The organism is Roseateles sp. P5_E8 (assembly GCF_054177665.1).
Genome location: NZ_JBGCUM010000005.1, coordinates 81194 through 97262, shown reverse-complemented (window position 1 = coordinate 97262; position 16069 = coordinate 81194). Strand labels below are relative to the sequence as shown.

The 16069-nt window shown below is 67.4% G+C and carries 17 protein-coding genes; 10 read left to right on the top strand and 7 right to left on the bottom strand.

Annotation, left to right across the window (positions count from 1 at the left end):
- Positions 1 to 30 precede the first annotated feature (30 nt).
- Entirely contained in the window at positions 31 to 726 is a 696-nt protein-coding gene (locus ACXRVZ_RS04525) for a CAAX prenyl protease-related protein (RefSeq protein WP_457418186.1), read from the top strand.
- 25 nt (positions 727 to 751) lie between these two features.
- Here the strand turns inward: ACXRVZ_RS04525 and ACXRVZ_RS04520 are convergent, their stop codons facing one another.
- Positions 752 to 970, bottom strand: coding sequence for a hypothetical protein (locus ACXRVZ_RS04520; RefSeq protein WP_457418184.1), 219 nt, complete (start codon positions 968 to 970; stop codon positions 752 to 754).
- Between the two features lie 20 nt (positions 971 to 990).
- Entirely contained in the window at positions 991 to 1785 is a 795-nt protein-coding gene (locus ACXRVZ_RS04515; protein ID WP_457418182.1) for a helix-turn-helix domain-containing protein, read from the bottom strand.
- Positions 1786 to 1967: 182 nt separating this feature from the next.
- Here ACXRVZ_RS04515 and ACXRVZ_RS04510 point away from each other — a divergent pair, with 182 nt between their 5' ends.
- From ACXRVZ_RS04510 to ACXRVZ_RS04470, 9 genes are read left to right on the top strand one after another with little or no spacing between them, the layout of a single operon-like run.
- A complete protein-coding gene (locus tag ACXRVZ_RS04510) occupies positions 1968 to 2432 on the top strand; it encodes a YiaA/YiaB family inner membrane protein (RefSeq protein WP_457418180.1) in 465 nt (154 codons plus the stop codon).
- Between the two features lie 14 nt (positions 2433 to 2446).
- Positions 2447 to 2884 carry a hypothetical protein gene (locus tag ACXRVZ_RS04505; RefSeq protein ID WP_457418178.1) on the top strand — a complete coding sequence of 146 codons (438 nt, stop codon included), beginning with the start codon at positions 2447 to 2449 and terminating at the stop codon, positions 2882 to 2884.
- A complete protein-coding gene (locus tag ACXRVZ_RS04500) occupies positions 2881 to 3660 on the top strand; it encodes a DUF2145 domain-containing protein (protein WP_457418176.1) in 780 nt (259 codons plus the stop codon). Before ACXRVZ_RS04505 ends, ACXRVZ_RS04500 begins: the two co-directional genes overlap by 4 nt.
- Positions 3657 to 5558, top strand: coding sequence for an MFS transporter (locus ACXRVZ_RS04495; RefSeq protein WP_457418174.1), 1902 nt, complete (start codon positions 3657 to 3659; stop codon positions 5556 to 5558). Before ACXRVZ_RS04500 ends, ACXRVZ_RS04495 begins: the two co-directional genes overlap by 4 nt.
- Entirely contained in the window at positions 5555 to 5806 is a 252-nt protein-coding gene (locus ACXRVZ_RS04490) for a hypothetical protein (RefSeq protein WP_457418172.1), read from the top strand. The genes ACXRVZ_RS04495 and ACXRVZ_RS04490 overlap by 4 nt, the downstream gene beginning before the upstream one ends.
- Entirely contained in the window at positions 5803 to 6063 is a 261-nt protein-coding gene (locus ACXRVZ_RS04485) for a hypothetical protein (protein WP_457418170.1), read from the top strand. The genes ACXRVZ_RS04490 and ACXRVZ_RS04485 overlap by 4 nt, the downstream gene beginning before the upstream one ends.
- Before the next feature lie 19 nt (positions 6064 to 6082).
- Positions 6083 to 6376 carry a hypothetical protein gene (locus ACXRVZ_RS04480; protein ID WP_457418168.1) on the top strand — a complete coding sequence of 98 codons (294 nt, stop codon included), beginning with the start codon at positions 6083 to 6085 and terminating at the stop codon, positions 6374 to 6376.
- The gene (locus ACXRVZ_RS04475) at positions 6361 to 7116 is read left to right on the top strand and encodes a prolipoprotein diacylglyceryl transferase (RefSeq protein ID WP_457418166.1); all 756 of its coding nucleotides are present in this window, start codon (positions 6361 to 6363) and stop codon (positions 7114 to 7116) included. Before ACXRVZ_RS04480 ends, ACXRVZ_RS04475 begins: the two co-directional genes overlap by 16 nt.
- Complete coding sequence (locus tag ACXRVZ_RS04470; protein WP_457418164.1) at positions 7113 to 8612, top strand: radical SAM protein; 1500 nt, start codon at positions 7113 to 7115, stop codon at positions 8610 to 8612. Before ACXRVZ_RS04475 ends, ACXRVZ_RS04470 begins: the two co-directional genes overlap by 4 nt.
- Here ACXRVZ_RS04470 and ACXRVZ_RS04465 read toward each other — a convergent pair.
- The 5 genes from ACXRVZ_RS04465 to ACXRVZ_RS04445 are packed head-to-tail and all read right to left on the bottom strand — an operon-like array spanning position 8609 to position 16066.
- Complete coding sequence (locus tag ACXRVZ_RS04465) at positions 8609 to 10594, bottom strand: DUF2075 domain-containing protein (protein ID WP_457418162.1); 1986 nt, start codon at positions 10592 to 10594, stop codon at positions 8609 to 8611. The genes ACXRVZ_RS04470 and ACXRVZ_RS04465 overlap by 4 nt on opposite strands.
- Before the next feature lie 25 nt (positions 10595 to 10619).
- The gene (locus tag ACXRVZ_RS04460; protein WP_457418160.1) at positions 10620 to 11126 is read right to left on the bottom strand and encodes a hypothetical protein; all 507 of its coding nucleotides are present in this window, start codon (positions 11124 to 11126) and stop codon (positions 10620 to 10622) included.
- Positions 11127 to 11131: 5 nt separating this feature from the next.
- The gene (locus tag ACXRVZ_RS04455) at positions 11132 to 11926 is read right to left on the bottom strand and encodes an efflux RND transporter periplasmic adaptor subunit (protein WP_457418158.1); all 795 of its coding nucleotides are present in this window, start codon (positions 11924 to 11926) and stop codon (positions 11132 to 11134) included.
- The gene (locus ACXRVZ_RS04450) at positions 11923 to 13923 is read right to left on the bottom strand and encodes a preprotein translocase subunit SecA (protein ID WP_457418156.1); all 2001 of its coding nucleotides are present in this window, start codon (positions 13921 to 13923) and stop codon (positions 11923 to 11925) included. The genes ACXRVZ_RS04455 and ACXRVZ_RS04450 overlap by 4 nt, the downstream gene beginning before the upstream one ends.
- Positions 13916 to 16066: a hypothetical protein gene (locus tag ACXRVZ_RS04445; RefSeq protein ID WP_457418153.1), complete on the bottom strand. Its 2151-nt coding sequence runs from the start codon at positions 16064 to 16066 to the stop codon at positions 13916 to 13918. Before ACXRVZ_RS04445 ends, ACXRVZ_RS04450 begins: the two co-directional genes overlap by 8 nt.
- Positions 16067 to 16069: the final 3 nt, after the last annotated feature.

The following is a 16069-nucleotide window of genomic DNA, read 5'->3' as shown; positions in this document are numbered from 1 at the left end:
GTCACGGCCGGCGGCTAAGCTCGCGCCGACATGCCCGCCGAATTGCCCAACACTGAACCCGCGCTCAGCCCCGCCGCACTCGCCCGCTGCATTCCCTTCATCGTTTTCATGGCCTTGCTGGCGCTGCGCGGCTATCTGCCGGACAGCTTCGGCCTGGATGCGCGCTGGATCTACGGCGCCCAGACCCTCGTCGTCGCCGGCCTGCTGGCCTGGTACTGGCGCAGCTACGGCGAGCTGGTGCGGCAGAACCTGCCCGACGCGCGTGAGGCCGGCTGGGCAGTCGTCGTCGGCATTGCCGTCTTTGCCATCTGGGTGCAGCTGGACGCACCATGGATGCAGCTCGGCACGGCCACCGCCGCCTTCGTGCCGCTGGACGCCGCCGGCCAACCCATCTGGGCGCTGATCGCGCTGCGCCTGGCCGGCGCCGCGCTCGTCGTGCCGGTCATGGAGGAGCTGTTCTGGCGCAGCTTCCTGATGCGCTGGGTGCAGCACCCCGGCTTCGAGCGCGTCGACCCGCAGACCGTGGGCATCAAGGCCGTGCTGCTGTCCACTTTCGTCTTCACGCTGGCCCACACGCTGTGGCTGGCCGCCGTCGTCGCTGGCCTGGCGTATGCGCTGCTCTATCGCAAGAGCGGCAAGCTGTGGTCGGCCGTCATCGCCCATGCGGTGACGAACGGGCTGTTGGGCGTCTGGGTTATCTGGACCGGGCGTTGGGAGTTCTGGTAAAGCCCCGCCAGCACTTTGCTGGGGCCTAAGAGGCCTTGCACACGCAGAATTCGTTGCGCGCGGGCCGCGACGTTGAGCCATGCGCCGGTCCTGAACGTTCAATGACGCCACGCTGGGGCGCGCAACTGCGCGCGCATGTCTCTTGATCCGGCCTTTGCGCACCCCAGCTCGAAAACAGCAGCGCCAGCGCCACGGTGCCGGCGCCAAAGCCGATCACCACCAGCAGTCTTTTGACGTTGATCATCTTGCCTCGTTCACCTTGTTCTAGCCCTGGTGATTCGGCCGGCGACCGCCGCCTATCTCGCCCTTGCGCTGACCCAGGCCTGGCCTCTCCAGATCCCTGAACGCCTCGAACACCCACGACCGCAAGCCGATGATGACGCTGTAGGGCCGCTTCTCGGCCGACGGCAGCTTCTGGTCCAGCAGGTGTTGGCGGGCGAAATCGTCGGCCGTACGCTGCAGGCGCTCGGCCAGTTCGCGCGCATGGCCGGCGCCGAACTCGCCGTGCACGAGGGTCAATAGCTCGCCCTCGCCGTCGAAGCCACCGGCGAAAAAGTCCGCCATGACACGCTCCCTGAAGAACGTCATCACCGGCCCCTGCGGCCGCCAGCGCAGCGTCTTGGCCACCTTGAGTTTGTAGCGGTTGTGGGCCCGCAGCTCGATGACTCCCAGGCGGTCCAGCTTGACCAGTGCCGCGACGGCATCCGCCTCGCTGAGCCGGTAGCGCGCCAGCACATCCTCCAGCGCCCACAGGCTGAGGCAGCAGATGGCGACCAGCAGCAGCTTGGGGTCGGCGACAACGGCCTTCTCCTGTTCCAGGCTCAGCTGGCGCTGCGCGGGCGACTGGCTGGCGAGGCGCCCGGCCAGCTCGGCGAACTCCAGCTTCAGCACACGGCAGATCTCGTCCACGCGCGACAACGGCATCTCTCCGCCCGGCGCCAGCATGCGCTTGACGCTGGACTCCGACAGTTCCAGCGCCTGGGCCAGCTCGGCATAGCTCAGGCCTTGGCTCTTCAACTCGGCCTTGATCAGGCTCACGAGGGATTGCGTGCTCGACATGGGCGCGAACGGTAGCGCATGACGGCACCGGCCGCACCTCCCGACCCCAAGGAAGCCCGACCCAGTAGCGCCAAACGCTGCCACGCGCCGCCTGCCACGCCACTGCGAACAATTCCCCTACTGGCCCCGCAGCCGCTGCGAGAAGATCGCGCCCATTCCAAAACGACCAGGGAGTTTTCAAGATGCCTTCCCCCATGACCATCCGCCGCGACACAGGCGCCTGGCGCCTGCAGGTCTGGCTGTCCTTCGCCATCAGCGTGCTGCTGTGCGCCTCGGGCCTGGCCTGGCTGCCTGGCCAGGACCTCGACCGCGCCTTCATGGTGATGGGCTATGTGTTCTGCCTGTCCACGGCCTTCGCGCTGGCCAAGTTCATCCGCGACAACCAGGGCCGCCAGGTCGACACGCCGATGTGGCGCGTCGTCGTCTGGGCAGGCTTCGCGCTGGCCATGGGCCTGACGGGCTGGGGCCTGTGGCGCATGGAGATTCAGCCGGTGTGGAAGGCCTACCTGGGCGTCTGCTGGCTGTACCTCATTTCAAACGTTTTTACCCTGGCCAAGATGCTGCGCGACGCCCACGAGGCTGACCTGCTCGAAGCCCGTCTGCAAGGCCGCCGCGAAGCGCTGGCCGGCGACGTTGCAATGCAATGAACAAGGAGTCGCTGATGAAACCCGTGCTCGCCGCCCTCACCCTGTCGCTGGCGCTCGCCTCGGCGCAGGCTCACACCAACCTGTCCGAGGCCAGCGTGGCCTTGTCGCTGGCGCCGGTCGTGCTGTCGGTCGGCGCGGTCAGCGCCACCGGCGTGGCGCTCAGCGCGCTGCCGGTCGGCATCCTGTCGGCCGGCGTGACGCTGGTGGTCGTCGGCGTCGAGATCGTTGGTGGCGCGACGGTCTGGGTGCTGGAGCGTGCGTCGGACGGCGCGCGCATCAGCATCAAGGCCTCGGGCAAGCTGGCCGAGGGCGTCATCGTGTCCACGGGCGCAGCGGTGACGGTGTCGGTCATCGGCGCGGGCACCATCCTGTCGGCTGCGGGCGCGGTCATCGCCTTCATCCCCAACGAGATCGGCAAGGCACTGCTCTACAACGAGCAGGTGAGCCGGTGAGGTTGATCGCCGCGTTGCTGCTTGCGGCAGCGGCCTCGGCCCACGCCGGCCGGCCTTGCGAGGAAAAGCAGCCAACGACGCGCCAGATCGAGCAAGGGCTGAACCTCGCCCAGGCCACGGCCCGGCAACTCGATGCAAGCGGCGCGCAGGTCGTCGTGCTGGCCCGCGCGGGGCAGGACCTGTCCAAGTACGGCCTGAAGTGGTCGCACCTGGGCTTCGTCTACAAGGACACCTCGCAGGAGCCCGCTGTGTGGCGCGTCATGCACAAGCTCAACAACTGCGGCACCGACCACGCGGCGCTGTACCGCCAGGGCCTGGGCGAGTTCTTCCTCGACAACCCCTACCGCTACGACGCCGCCTTCGCCGTGCTCAAGCCCGAGCTGCAGCAGGCGCTGCTGCCCGTGCTGACGGACAACGCCCGCGTCGCTCGCTTCAACGAGCGCCGCTACAGCATGGTGGCCTATGCCTTCGGCACGACCTACCAGCAGAGCAACCAGTGGGTGCTGGAAACGCTGGTGGGCGCCGCAGCGCCCGGCATCGACAACCGGCGTGACGCCCAGGCCTGGCTCAAGGCCCAGGGCTACCAGCCGACCGACCTGCACCTGTCCACGCTGACGCGGCTGGGCGGGCGCTTGACGCGCGCCAACATCGCCTTCGACGATCATCCGAGTGCGCGCCGCTTCAGCAGCCACATCGACACGGTCACCGTGGACTCGATGTTTGCGTGGCTGACGCGCGTCAACCTGTCCGAGTCACCCCAACAAGTCCAGAAATGAGCCACGACGCACACCCGAACCAGTTCGCGCTGCTCAAGCAGCGCCGCTTCGCGCCGTTCTTCTGGACGCAGTTCCTCGGCGCCGCCAACGACAACGTCTTCAAGTTCGCGTTCACGCTGATGATCACTTACCAGCTGCAGCTGGACTGGCTGCCGCCCAGCCATGCGGGCCTGGTCATCGGTGCGCTGTTCATCCTGCCCTATGTGCTGTTCTCGGCCACCAGCGGCCAACTCGCCGACAAGCACGACAAGGCGCGCCTGATGCAGTTGGTGAAGAGCCTGGAGATCGCCATCATGGCCATCGCCGCCTGGGGCTTCTATGCGGCCAACGTGCCGGCACTGCTGGGCTGCGTGTTCCTGATGGGCCTGCACTCGACGCTGTTCGGCCCGGTCAAGTACGCCTACATGCCGCAGCAGCTGAGCGAGCGCGAGCTGACCGGCGGCAACGGCATGGTGGAGATGGGCACCTTCGTCGCCATCCTGCTAGGCCAGCTGGCCGGCGGCATCCTCGTCGACACGCCCATCGTCGGCCCACAGCACGTGGCCTGGGCCTGCCTCGCGCTGGCCATCGCCGGCCGCGCGACCGCGCAAGCCATTCCCGCCAGCCCGTCGACCGACCCTAACCTCGTCATCAACTGGAACCCCTTCACCGAGACCTGGCGCAACCTCAAGCTCGCGCACGAGGGCCTGGCCGTGTTCCGCTCGCTGCTGGGCATCTCGTGGATGTGGTTCTTCGGCGCCGTCTTCCTGAGCAACTTCCCGGCCTTCGCCAAGGAAGTGCTGCATGGCAGCCCGCAGGTCGCGTCTCTCTTGCTGGCGGTGTTCTCCATCGGCATCGGCATCGGCTCGCTGATGTGCGAGATGCTGTCCAAGCGCCACGTCGAGATCGGCCTCGTGCCGCTGGGCGCCATCGGCATGAGCGTGTTCGCCATCGACCTCTACTTCGCCGCCAGCGGCCTGCCGGCGAGCGAGCCCTACACGGTCAGCGGCTTCCTCGCGGTGACGGCCCACTGGCGCGTGCTGGCGGACCTGACGCTGCTGGCGCTGTTCGCCGGCCTGTACAGCGTGCCCATGTACGCGCTGATCCAGCTGCGCGCCCAGCCCAGCCACCGCGCGCGGATCATTGCCGCCAACAACATCCTGAACGCGGCCTTCATGATCGCCAGCAGCGTCATCGCCGGCGCCATGCTGAGCGCGGGCCTGACCATCCCGCAGGTCTTCCTGGCCGTCGGCATCGCCAACGCCGTGGTCGCCTTCTACATCTTCCTCATCGTGCCGGAGTACCTGCTGCGCTTCGCCGCCTTCGTGCTCACGCGCATCGTCTATCGCTTCCGCGTCGTCAACGACGAGCGCATCCCGACGACCGGCCCGGCAGTGCTTGTCTGCAACCACGTCAGCTTTGTCGACGCCGTGCTGTTGATGGCCGCCAGCCCGCGCCCCATCCGCTTCCTGATGGACGCGCAGATCTTCAAGACCCCCGTGCTGGGCTGGATGTTCAAGCTCGCCAAGGCCATCCCCATCGCACCGGCCAAGACCGACCCGGCGACCTACGAGGCGGCCTTCACGGCCGCCCGCGCCGTGCTGGCCGACGGCGAAATGGTCTGCATCTTCCCGGAGGGCGGCATCACGCGCGACGGCGAATTGCAGCCCTTCAAGGGTGGCGTCATGAAGCTCATCGACGGCCTGCCCGACGTGCCCGTGATCCCGATGGCGCTGGGCAATCTGTGGGGCAGCTACTTCTCGCGTGTGGAGGGTGGCAAGGCGATGAGCAAGCCAATGCGGCGAGGGTTCTGGAGCCGGATCAGCTTGACGGTGGACGAGCCGCTGAAGCAGGCGGATGTGACGCCTGACACGCTGCGCCAGCGCGTGGCCGGCCTGCTGGCGCCGCAGACAGCATGAGCGGCGCCGCGTCATCGCTGGGCCGTGGGCTGCTGGTCCTGGTGCTCGCGGTGGGCGTGCTGGGGTTTGGTGCCATCGGGCTGTGCGGCGGCATCTTCACGCTGACCTTGCTGACCGACCTCGGTGCGGCGGCGATGCTGATCCTGTCGCTGCCATGTTTCATCGGCGGCTTCTTCATGGTCTGGGTCTGTGCGCAGAAGATCCGCCGCACGCTGGGCCAGTCGCAGCGCGACGAGGGTGCCTCATGAGCGACGACACCGGTTCCAAGGTCGGCCGCCTGCTAGTCGTCGGCCTGCTGATGGCGGCCGTGCTGGGCTTCGGCCTGGCGGGGCTGTGCGGCGCGGTGTTCACCGCCATTGGCCTGGGCGGCGTGACTTTCTCGGAGAGGCATGACCCCTATTCCGTTGCCATCCTCGTCATCTCCGTGCCCAGCCTGCTGATCGGCGGCGGGCTGGCGTGGTGGTGCGTCCGCTTGCTCGCCAGGCGCTGGCGCGACGACGCCTAATCGCCGGCGCCATCGCTTCATGACCATCTCCGGCATTGGGCGGGCACTGCTGATTTGCGTGCTGACCCTCGCCACGCTGGGTTTCGGCCTTGCCGGCCTGTGCGGAGCGGTATTCACGATCACGACCTTGCCGGACGTTTTCACCATGCTCATCACGGGCAACTTTGACGGTTTCTTCACCAAGCGGGCGCCAAGCGGCGGCATCCGGTTTGGAGTCGGCAGCACCCTGGAAATCTCGGTGCCCAGTCTGCTGATCGGCACAGGTGTGGCTTGGTGGTGTGGCCGCAGGATACGGAAGTGGCTGAACAAGTGATCGCCGACGCCGCCACCGCCGCCTGGGCCCACACCGCCTTCGCCTGGGCCGGCATGGCGCTGGGCGCGGCGATGTGGCGTCGGACCTTGAAACGCCAGCAGCGCGGCGGCGCACTAGCACCGGGCAACTTCGGCGTCCTCGTCGGCCTGCTGCTTGGCGCGGCCATCGGCAACAAGCTAGTTTTCCTCATCGAGCGGCCCGACGTCGCGCTGGCCATCTGGCAGCAGCGCACGCTGATCTGGCCCGGCCAGAGCATCGTCGGCGGACTGCTCGGCGGGCTCATCAGCGTGGAGATCGCGAAGAAGCTGACCGGCCAGACCCGCAGTACGGGCGACGCGATGGTGCTGCCCATCGCCGTCGGCCTCGCCATCGGCCGCATCGGCTGCTTCCTCGCCGGCCTGCATGACGACACCTACGGCCTGCCGACAGCGCTGCCCTGGGGCGTGGACTTTGGCGACGGCGTGGCACGCCACCCGACCCAGCTCTACGAGATAGCCGTCGTGCTGCCGCTGGGCCTCGCACTGCACCGCGCCCGCTTCGCCACGCCCAGCCTCGTCTTCAAGCTCTTCCTGAGCGCCTACCTGCTGTGGCGCTTCGGCGTCGAGTTCCTCAAGCCCGTGCCCGTCGCCTATCCCTTGGGCCTGTCGGGCATCCAGTGGACCTGCCTCGTCGCGCTGGCCGTCTACACACCCCTCGTGCTGCGCGCCTGGCGCCGCCCACCTCGATTGGCCACGTCATGACACGCAAGGTCCGCCCCTACCTGTTCTACGACACGACGCAGTCCGTCTGCACGACCTGCCTGCGCCCGGTCGAAGCCAAGATCGTCATCAAGGACGATCACGTCTACATGGACAAATGGTGCCCAGCCCACGGCACCGAGCGCGTGCTCGTCAGCGACGACGCGGCCTACTACCGGCAATGCCGCGAGGTCTTCGTCAAGCCGCCCGAGATGCCGCAGCGCTTCGCCACGCCCATGAAATACGGCTGCCCCTACGACTGCGGCCTGTGCCCCGACCACATGCAGCACAGCTGCCTGTCCCTCATCGAGATCAGCGACCACTGCAACCTGCGCTGCCCGACCTGCTACGCGGGGTCGGGCCCCGAGCGGCTTTCGCACCGAACGATGGACGAGGTCATCGCGATGCTGGACGCCGTCGTCGCCAGCGAGGGCGAGGCCGACGTCGTGCAGATCTCCGGCGGCGAGCCGACGCTGCACCCGCAGTTCTTCGACATCCTCGACGCCGCCAAGGCGCGGCCCATCAAGCACCTGATGGTCAACACGAATGGACTGCGCATCGCCCAGGATGCGGCCTTTGCCGAACGGTTGGCGGGTTATGCGCCGGGGCTGGAGGTCTACCTTCAGTTCGACTCGCTGCGGCGCGAGGCGCTGATGGACCTGCGCGGCGCCGACCTGCGCGGTCCGCACGACGCGGCGCTGGCGCGGCTGGATGCCCTGGGCATCTCGACGACGCTGGTGATGACGGTCAAGCGCGGCATCAACGACGACGAGATCGGCGACGTCATCCGCCACGGTCAGAGCTACGGCTGCGTGCGCGGCGTGACGCTGCAACCCATCCAGAACGCCGGCCGTGTGGAGGTCTACGACGCCACGAAGCATCGCCTCACCGTCAGCGAACTGCGCCGCCGCATCGCCGAGCAGAGCGGCGTGTTCACGCTGGCCGATGTGCTGCCCGTGCCCTGCAACCCCGACACGCTGGCGATGGCCTACGCGCTGCGGAGCCCGAATGGGCTCGTGCCGCTGACGCGCTATCTGGACGCAGCCACGCTGCTCAGCGGCGACCGCAGCACCATCGTCTTCGAGGGCGACCCGGCGCTGAAGGCCTCGGTCTTCAAGCTGTTCTCCACCAACCACTCGCCCGAAAGCCAGTCCAACTGCCTGTCTGAGCTGCTGTGCTGCCTGCCCAAGATAGATGCACCCCAGCTCAGCTACCGCGACGTCTTCCGCGTGCTCATCGTGCAGTTCATGGACGCGCAGTCGCTGGACATCCGCGCGCTGAAGAAGAGCTGCATCCACATCGCGCGACCGGACGGCCGCATGGTGCCCTTCGAGGCCTACAACCTGTTCTACCGGGAAGAGCGCCAGGCCGAGCTGGCCACCATCCGCGCCGAGATCGATGTGCAGCGCGAACAGCGCCTGCAATTCAGACCGAAAGTCGCGCCTCTCGTGCGCGCCTCCGGCACAGCGCTTGCCTCACCTCAGGTCACGGGCCCCTAAAGAGTCGGCATACCGATTTCGCGCAGGTAGTGAAATATCGGGTCATAGAACGCCGAGGCACGTGTCGGATCTTCTGAATCGCCAGGCGGAACAACGATGACCATGCCTTGCCGAGCGCGTGTCAGCAGCACCCTGTACGCATTCTTCAGGTAGAGCTGCCGTTCCGCCTTGTGGATGTTCTGCCACTTGTTGCCAACAAACTGGTGATGACGCCAGCCACCGTTGGCGATGCGCAAATCCGCGTCCCAGACCACACAGGCCCAGTCGAGTTCCAGGCCTTGCACGTGAAACTCCGTCGCAACGTCTTCGAGGTAGTACGAAGAACGCACATCGTCTTTTTCATCCAAGAACCAGTGCACGGGGTCCATCGGCGAGCGCACGTTGATCGCGTGAGGTTTCAGCCGCTCGGCTTGGGATGAGACGACGATTCCGTAGCGCTCCGTCCCACGCGCTTGGGACTTGAGCCATTGCTTGGCTGCCGATAGGTCGCGAGTGACAACGATCGGATACCGCTGTTGAACGGCTGGCAGTGCCGCGGTCGCTTGGACCTCGTCCCGATCCAGCAAATGCTTCACAAAGCCTGATACGTGTTCAGCTCTGAACGAGCGCATGGAAACGGCCAGATGCAGGCCTTCATTGAAAACAACATGGGCACGTTGCTGGAGCGAAGCAATCGCGTCAGTTGCCGCGTACTCACTGTCCGTCAGATGCGGCGACACGTAAACCAGCCACGAGGGGTAATGACTTTCAATGGCCGCCAACCATTCACTGATGCCGGCCTCGCCGGTGTTGATTTCTTGTCCGCCACCGACGAGGCAGATCACCACGGCCCAGTCCTTATGGCGGTCCATGCAAGAAATGAGGAACTCAGGCTCGGACCGATTGAAGTTGGGGCGGCCCTTCTTCTGCGCCATGAACTTGGTTGTCTGCTCCAGAGTCCACGCGCGCTGCGCTTCATCGAAGATCACCACGTGGTCGACGGGAGCCTGGTCGTCAACGAGGTACGCATCCCGGAAGTGGTGGATGTTCTGAATGAACGTTTGCACCGCCTTGCTGGCCTCACCTTTACGGAGACGCACGTTCTTCGATCTGGCCCTGGTGACTTCGTCGCGGGCCAAGGCCTCGCAGAGAATTTTTACCAACGGCCCGTTTCCAGAGAGGTAAACACTGTGCAGCTCGTTGCTCGCATCCATGTGTTTGGTCGCAACATCAAGACCGACCAACGTCTTCCCCGCGCCGGGTACGCCGGTAACGAAACAGATGGCCTTGCGTCGCTGCAATCGTGCTGATTCGATGACCTCGTCGACGACAGCAGAGGTGATTGACAAGTTCTTGGCACCTGCATCACTGCGCGACAAGTCTGCTACCGAATGCTGCCTATACAGAGCTGAGGCGGCTTCCACAATCGTGGGCGTTGGCTTGTAGCGTCCGCGCACCCATCTGTCGGGGTCGATGTCTGCCCCTTCACTCAATGAGAGCACTTGCCGGATGCACAAACTCAATGATGCTGGGTCTGTCCTGATGGGCAAAAGAACCCCGTCGTCGTGATGGCTTGTCGCGACGACGCTGAATCCTGCGGCGGCTTCCGTTGCAACGAGTAGTGGAGCAATCGTCACCCCGTGACTCGGTTCGTGGAAGTTCTTCAGATCGAGCGCGTAGTCCCAGACCTGATCGAGTGCGGCACGTGTGAAGTGGGCTTCGCCTACTTTGAACTCGATGACCAGTACCGTGTTGCGGATGAGCACCAGAACATCGATACGGCGCCCCATGCGAGGAACCACGAACTCAAGAAAAATGTGTCCTGCGTGCCCCCATTCTTGGAGCTGCTGCTTGAGGATTTCGGTCTGTCGAACCCAGGCGTTGCGCTGACTCAGTTCAATCGAGAACCCTGAGTTCCGCGCCAACTCACCGAGTACGCTGTCTGCCGACGCGCGCAGGAATTCGTCGAGATTCGAAGAGTAGTAAGCGCGGCTGACATTCATGTTTTCCAGTATCGAGCCGGCAGCTTCATGTCGACGGCGGCGTCTCTCGCCCGCGCCTGAACAGCCGCTTCACCCGCAGCTTGATCGCCCGCGCGGACCGCCACACGGCGCTGGCGCGAACCCAGGCGAGCAGCTCGGCCTTCCAGGCCGTCCAGCGCCCATGCAGGCGCGCGAACCAGGGCAACTGCATCAGTGCCGGCTGGATGAGCTGGAACAGCCAGGCCAGCAGCGCCGTACCGATCAGCTTGGCCGCGATGACGAGACTCACGCCGAACATCACGCGACCCTCGGCCACCAGCCAGACGGCCAGCAGCTTGATAGGCAGGATCAGCAGGCTGGGCAGCAGCAGCACGACCAGCGCCCAGCGTGGCGGCAGGCGCTTGAGCAGGGCCTCGAACTGACGGATGACCGGCAGCTTGGCCAGCAGCGCAAAGACGCGCCGCAGCGGCTCCCAGCCCCATTCCTCGAAGAGGATGAGCAGCGCAAGGACGAACCGGGCGAGCCAGCGCAGCGGGGCGAGCAGGTGCTTCAACACACCTACAGTTTGACGCGACAGCGCAGCCCTGCCGGAAGTTCACCCTTGGCGTTGGCGATCTCGGCCACGATGCCGAAGGTGCCGGCCGCAGCGTCCAGCACGCGGTCCACCGTGCGGACCTTGGCCTGGATGGGCTTGTCGGCGAACGGCGCCTCGGGCGTGACGCTGACGATCTGGCCCACCTTGACCTGCGTGAAAGCCTTGACCGGCAGCAGGGCCTGCACCTTCAGCGGGTCGGTCTGTGCGATCTTGAGCACGGGCTTCTTGGTGTCGCTGCTGTCCATCAGCGCACCGGGGTAGAGGTATTGGTCGACCACGACGCCGCTGAACGGCGCGAGGATCTGGCGGCGGCGCAGCTGGTCGACGGCCTGGCGGTGGTCGAGGCGGGCAATCTGGTTGTTCTCCGTGGCGGTCTTCAGTTCGGCCTCCGCCAACTTGAGTTCGGCCTGCGCGTCTTCAACCGCCTGGGCGGAAACAAATTCCTCCGCGAGCAGGTCCTGCAAGCGCCGCGCCTTCTCGCGCAGCGCGGCCACCCTGGCGTTCGCCAGCTGCGCTTGGCCTTGCGCGTCGGCGCGGGCCTTGGCGGAGTCGGCCGCGCTGGCCTCCACGCTGCTCTCGATGCTGACCAGCACCTGGCCTTGGCGGATGGCGTCGCCGCGGCGCGCATGCACGCGCTCCAGGATGCCGACGACGGGGCTGCGGATCTCCACCGTCTGTGCGGGTTCGATCATGCAGTCGTAGTCGGCGGCAAAGGCCGGAGAAGCGGCCAGCAAGGCAAGAAGGGCGTGGGGTTTCATGTCGTGGTGCCTGCAATGCCAATGATGCGGTGTAACTCGCGATCCTGGCGGAGAGTCTGTTTGCGCATCTGCCAGGCGCGGCGCTCGGCGGCGCCCTGGGCCAGGCGTACCGCGAGCGCGAGTGCCTGACCACTGGCGAGCGCCGCGCGCAGCAGCGCGGGCAGCGTCTTGAAGAGCGGATCGTCCGCCGCCACCAGCGCGCGCACCGTGCCGGGCTGCCCCTGGCGGCCGCTGCGGCCGAAGAGCTGGCGGTCCACGCGCGGGGACTCGTGGTATTCGGTCAGGATGACGTGCAGGCCGCCGGCAGCGAGGGCCGCCGGGTCGGGCTTGATGTCGGTGCCGCGGCCGGCCATGTTGGTGGCCACCGTGATGCGGCCGGACACGCCTGCATGGGCCACGACGGCGGCTTCCTCGGCATCCTGGCGCGCGTTCAACACGACGACGTCGACGCCGCGTTCGGCGAACACGGCCGCGACGGCCTCGCTGGCCTCGACGCTGCGCGTGCCCACCAGCACGGCCTGGCCGCGCGCGGCAGCCGCGATGGCATCATCGGCCACAGCCTGCCATTTGATAGCAGAGTTAGCAAAGCAGCGCGCAGCAAGTTCACGGCGCCGGATGGGCTGGTTCGTCGGCAGGCGGCGCACGCGCAACCGGTAGGTGGCCCACAGCTCGGTCGCGGCCTCGGCGGCCGTGCCGGTCAGGCCGGCGAGCAGGTAGTAGCGGCGGAAGAACCGCTGGAAGGTCATGCGCGCCAGCGTGTCGCGGCCGGCGGTGAGCTTCACGCCCTCCTTGGCCTCGATGAGCTGGTGCAGGCCCTGCTCCCAGCTGCGGTCGGCCATCACGCGGCCGGTGCTCTCGTCGACGATCTGCACCTTCAGGCCCTCCTCGGGCTTGTCTCCGGGGGCGAGGATGTAGTGCTGGTCGCGCTCGTAGAAGTGCAGCGCCGTCAGCGCCTGGCGCAGCAGCTGTTCGCGCCAGGGCCGCGCACGCCAGACGGGGCGGATGCCGTCGGGCAGCGGCGGGCAGGCGTCCAGCGTGCCGGGCTTCAGCTCCACCTCGCGGTTGGCCCGCTTCAGCGCAAAATGCTCGCCCTCACGCAGGCCCCGCGCGGCGCCTATCGCCCAGGCCAGCAGCGCCGGCTCGTGGATGCCCTCGGCCTCCTGCGACAGGATCATCGGCGTGCGCGCCTCGTCGATGAGCACGCTGTCGGCCTCGTCGACGATGGCGAAATGCAGCGCCGGGATCAACGGCTCGGGCGCATCGCCACGAACGAAGCCGCGCACGCCTGCGACGCGGCCGGGCAGCAGGCCGTGGCCGGCGAGGCGGTCCTTCAGGTAGTCGAACACCAACTCCTTGCCGCTGACGTAGCAAACGGCGTGGCGGTAGGCGGCACGGCGCTCGTCGGGCTCCATGCCGCCCTTGACGAAGCTGCCCGTCAGGCCAAAGCACTCGAACAGCGGCCGCATCTCCTCGCTGTCGCGCTCGGCCAGGTAATCGTTAGTGCTGACGACGTGCACGCGCGCGCCGCTGGCGGCCATCACCGTGGCGGCCAGCGCGGCCACCAGCGTCTTGCCCTCGCCGGTGCGCATCTCGGCCAGGCGGCCGGTGATGAGCAGGCGCGCGCCGGCGAACTGCACGGGGTGGGGCCACAGGCCCAGCTTGCGCCGCGCGGCTTCGCCAACGGCACCGAGCGCGCGGGCCAACGCGGCGGCGTCGTTCGCATCGGCGCGCAAGGCCACCATCGCGGCGTGCAGTTGCTGCGCGAGGTCCGCGTCGCTGATGTCGCCCAGCGGGAGCGCGGTGATGGCCGCGTTCAGCGTGGCGATGCTGCGTGCCGACTCGCTCTGCACCGGCAGCCAACCAGTGCTGTCGCGCAACCAGCGCTCCAGCTTAGCGTCGCCCTCAGCGCCGCGCTCGTCGCGCAGCGTGTCGGCGCGGCGGAACTCCGGGCCAGCGAGGGCGCGCAGCCAGCGCAGGTCGGCAACGGCACTAGACATTCAGCCTCGCGAGGAAGGCCTGCCGCAACCGCAGCAGCCACTGCGCCGCCAGCGGCGTGGGGCCCAGGTCGAAGCGCACCCAGACCTTGTCGCCAAACACCGCGCTGGGCGAGGGCTTGTCGAGTTGCAGCTCGATGTCGAACACGCGTCGCAGGCTGCGCTTGCCGCCTTCCTTGGCCGGGTCGACGCCGATCTCACCGCCGCCAGACGAGCCCAAAGCGGCGGACACCAGCTCGAAGCCACCGCCCGGCACCTCGCGGCGCACGCGCGCGTCGAGCATGGCGTGCGGCTTCTGCATCAGCCGCACCTGCACAGACTGCACCCGATGCTTGACCATGTCCGCATCCTCCTGCGTGACGGCCACGCGCACGCGGTCGGTCGGGCCGCCGACGAGATAGCCCAGCAGCTCACCGCGCTTGACGGATCGGCCGGTCAGCTCGGTCGGCGCGTCAGGCAACCAGCGGCCGGCCGTGGCGGCCACCACATCGAGCGCGGCCACACGCGCGAGCGCTTGGTCGTAGCGCGACTGCCGCGCGGCCAGCTCGCTGCGCAGCGGGATGGCCCGCGCCGGTTCGGCCACTTCGGCACGGCGCAGGGTCGCCTCGGTCTGCGCCAGCGCGGCGGCAGCCTGCGTCAGCTCAGCCTGCAACGGCAGGTTGTCGACCTTCAACAAGGCGCCACCCCGCGCCACCGCGCTGCCCGCCGCGGCCTGCACGGCGCTGATCTGGCCCGGCGCCTCGGCGCGCACCAAGGCCTCGTCGGGCAGCCAGATGACACCCTGGTGCACCGAGTAGAACGGCAGCGGCACCAGTCCCAGAAAGCCCAGCACGCCGGCCAGCAGCAGCAGCGTGCGCCGCTTGGCGCTCTGGCGTCGGCGCGCCAGCGAGCCGCCTTCGTCGAGATGCTTCCACGCCTTCCAGATCGGCATCACCAGCGCCTGCCAGCCCGCCATGACGGCCATGACAGCGCCGATCAGCAGGTACTCGCTGGCGACGAACCAGATCAGACCCACGGTGATGAGCAGGCGGTAGACCGGCGCGATGGCGCCGTAGAGGAACAGGATCCAGCGTTCGCCCTGGGACGCCAGCGGCGGCTCGGCATCCTTGGCGCCGAAGAGCCAGCGGTCGCTCAAATAGACCCAGTAGTTCTGCGCGCGCTGCGCGAGGTTGGGCAGCTCCAGCAGGTCGGTGGCGATGAAGTAGCCGTCGTAGCGCATCAGCGGGTTGCCGTTGACGAGCACGGTGGACACGCCGGCGATCAGGATGACGTTGTAGGCAATCGCCGTCATCAGCCCCGGCTCGGCCGCCAGCCACACATAGACGGCCACGGCGCCCAGCGCCAGCTCGGCCAGGATGCCCGCTGCGGCCACCTGGGCCCGCGCCCACTTGGACGGGAAGCGGTAGGACGAGGTCGCATCCACGTAGGGCACGGGCGTGAAGATGATGAAGAGCAGGCCGATCTCCCGCACCGTGCCGCCGCGCGCCTTCACCGCCAGGCCGTGCGCCCATTCGTGCACCGCCTTCACGGCCGGGTAGACGAACCACAGCAGCACGAGGTTGCTGGCCGACAGCACACGGTCCGACAGGTTCTCGGTCAGCGCCTGCCAGTGCTGGGCGCCCAGCACGGCGGCCGGCACGACGAGGGCCAGCCACAGCAGCGCGACCGGCAAGCTGAACAGCACGCGGGCCAAGGCCGTCTGCTTGTCGAACCAGGCATCGGGGTGGAGCAGTGGCAGGCGCAGGCTCATCGGGTTGAGCCAGTTCTGCTTGAACTTGGCCTTGCGCTGGCGCTCGAAGCGCTCGAAGACCTCGCCGGCATCAGGCGAGACCTGGGTCTGCAGCAGGTCGTTGGAGTGCAGCGACGACACCAGCTGCACCAGCTCATGTTGCGAGATGCTTGCACCATCGTCGCTGGCGGCGGCGCATGCAGCGTCCCAAACTTGGTCGAGCGTGCGGCGGCCGTCGCACAGCGACAGCACATGCCAGACCTCGGGCGTCATGCGGTGAAAGCGCTGGCTGACGGGGTCGGACAGCAGCACCCAGGAGCGGCCGCGCAGGCGGCGGTGCAGCGGTTCGACGCCGTCGCGCAGGCGGGGCCTCAGGTGGCGCAGTGCATGCCAGTGCTCCGACAGAAGCGCTTGCATAGC

Excerpts from the sequence above, each read along its gene's own strand:
- ACXRVZ_RS04480 (WP_457418168.1), top strand. The coding sequence starts at position 6,083 with ATGACCATCTCCGGCATTGGGCGGGCACTGCTGATTTGCGTGCTGACC.
- ACXRVZ_RS04520 (WP_457418184.1), bottom strand. The coding sequence starts at position 970 with ATGATCAACGTCAAAAGACTGCTGGTGGTGATCGGCTTTGGCGCCGGC.
- ACXRVZ_RS04495 (WP_457418174.1), top strand. The coding sequence starts at position 3,657 with ATGAGCCACGACGCACACCCGAACCAGTTCGCGCTGCTCAAGCAGCGC.
- ACXRVZ_RS04445 (WP_457418153.1), bottom strand. The coding sequence starts at position 16,066 with ATGCAAGCGCTTCTGTCGGAGCACTGGCATGCACTGCGCCACCTGAGG.
- ACXRVZ_RS04465 (WP_457418162.1), bottom strand. The coding sequence starts at position 10,594 with ATGAATGTCAGCCGCGCTTACTACTCTTCGAATCTCGACGAATTCCTG.
- ACXRVZ_RS04515 (WP_457418182.1), bottom strand. The coding sequence starts at position 1,785 with ATGTCGAGCACGCAATCCCTCGTGAGCCTGATCAAGGCCGAGTTGAAG.
- ACXRVZ_RS04510 (WP_457418180.1), top strand. The coding sequence starts at position 1,968 with ATGCCTTCCCCCATGACCATCCGCCGCGACACAGGCGCCTGGCGCCTG.
- ACXRVZ_RS04490 (WP_457418172.1), top strand. The coding sequence starts at position 5,555 with ATGAGCGGCGCCGCGTCATCGCTGGGCCGTGGGCTGCTGGTCCTGGTG.
- ACXRVZ_RS04505 (WP_457418178.1), top strand. The coding sequence starts at position 2,447 with ATGAAACCCGTGCTCGCCGCCCTCACCCTGTCGCTGGCGCTCGCCTCG.
- ACXRVZ_RS04470 (WP_457418164.1), top strand. The coding sequence starts at position 7,113 with ATGACACGCAAGGTCCGCCCCTACCTGTTCTACGACACGACGCAGTCC.
- ACXRVZ_RS04525 (WP_457418186.1), top strand. The coding sequence starts at position 31 with ATGCCCGCCGAATTGCCCAACACTGAACCCGCGCTCAGCCCCGCCGCA.
- ACXRVZ_RS04485 (WP_457418170.1), top strand. The coding sequence starts at position 5,803 with ATGAGCGACGACACCGGTTCCAAGGTCGGCCGCCTGCTAGTCGTCGGC.
- ACXRVZ_RS04450 (WP_457418156.1), bottom strand. The coding sequence starts at position 13,923 with ATGTCTAGTGCCGTTGCCGACCTGCGCTGGCTGCGCGCCCTCGCTGGC.
- ACXRVZ_RS04455 (WP_457418158.1), bottom strand. The coding sequence starts at position 11,926 with ATGAAACCCCACGCCCTTCTTGCCTTGCTGGCCGCTTCTCCGGCCTTT.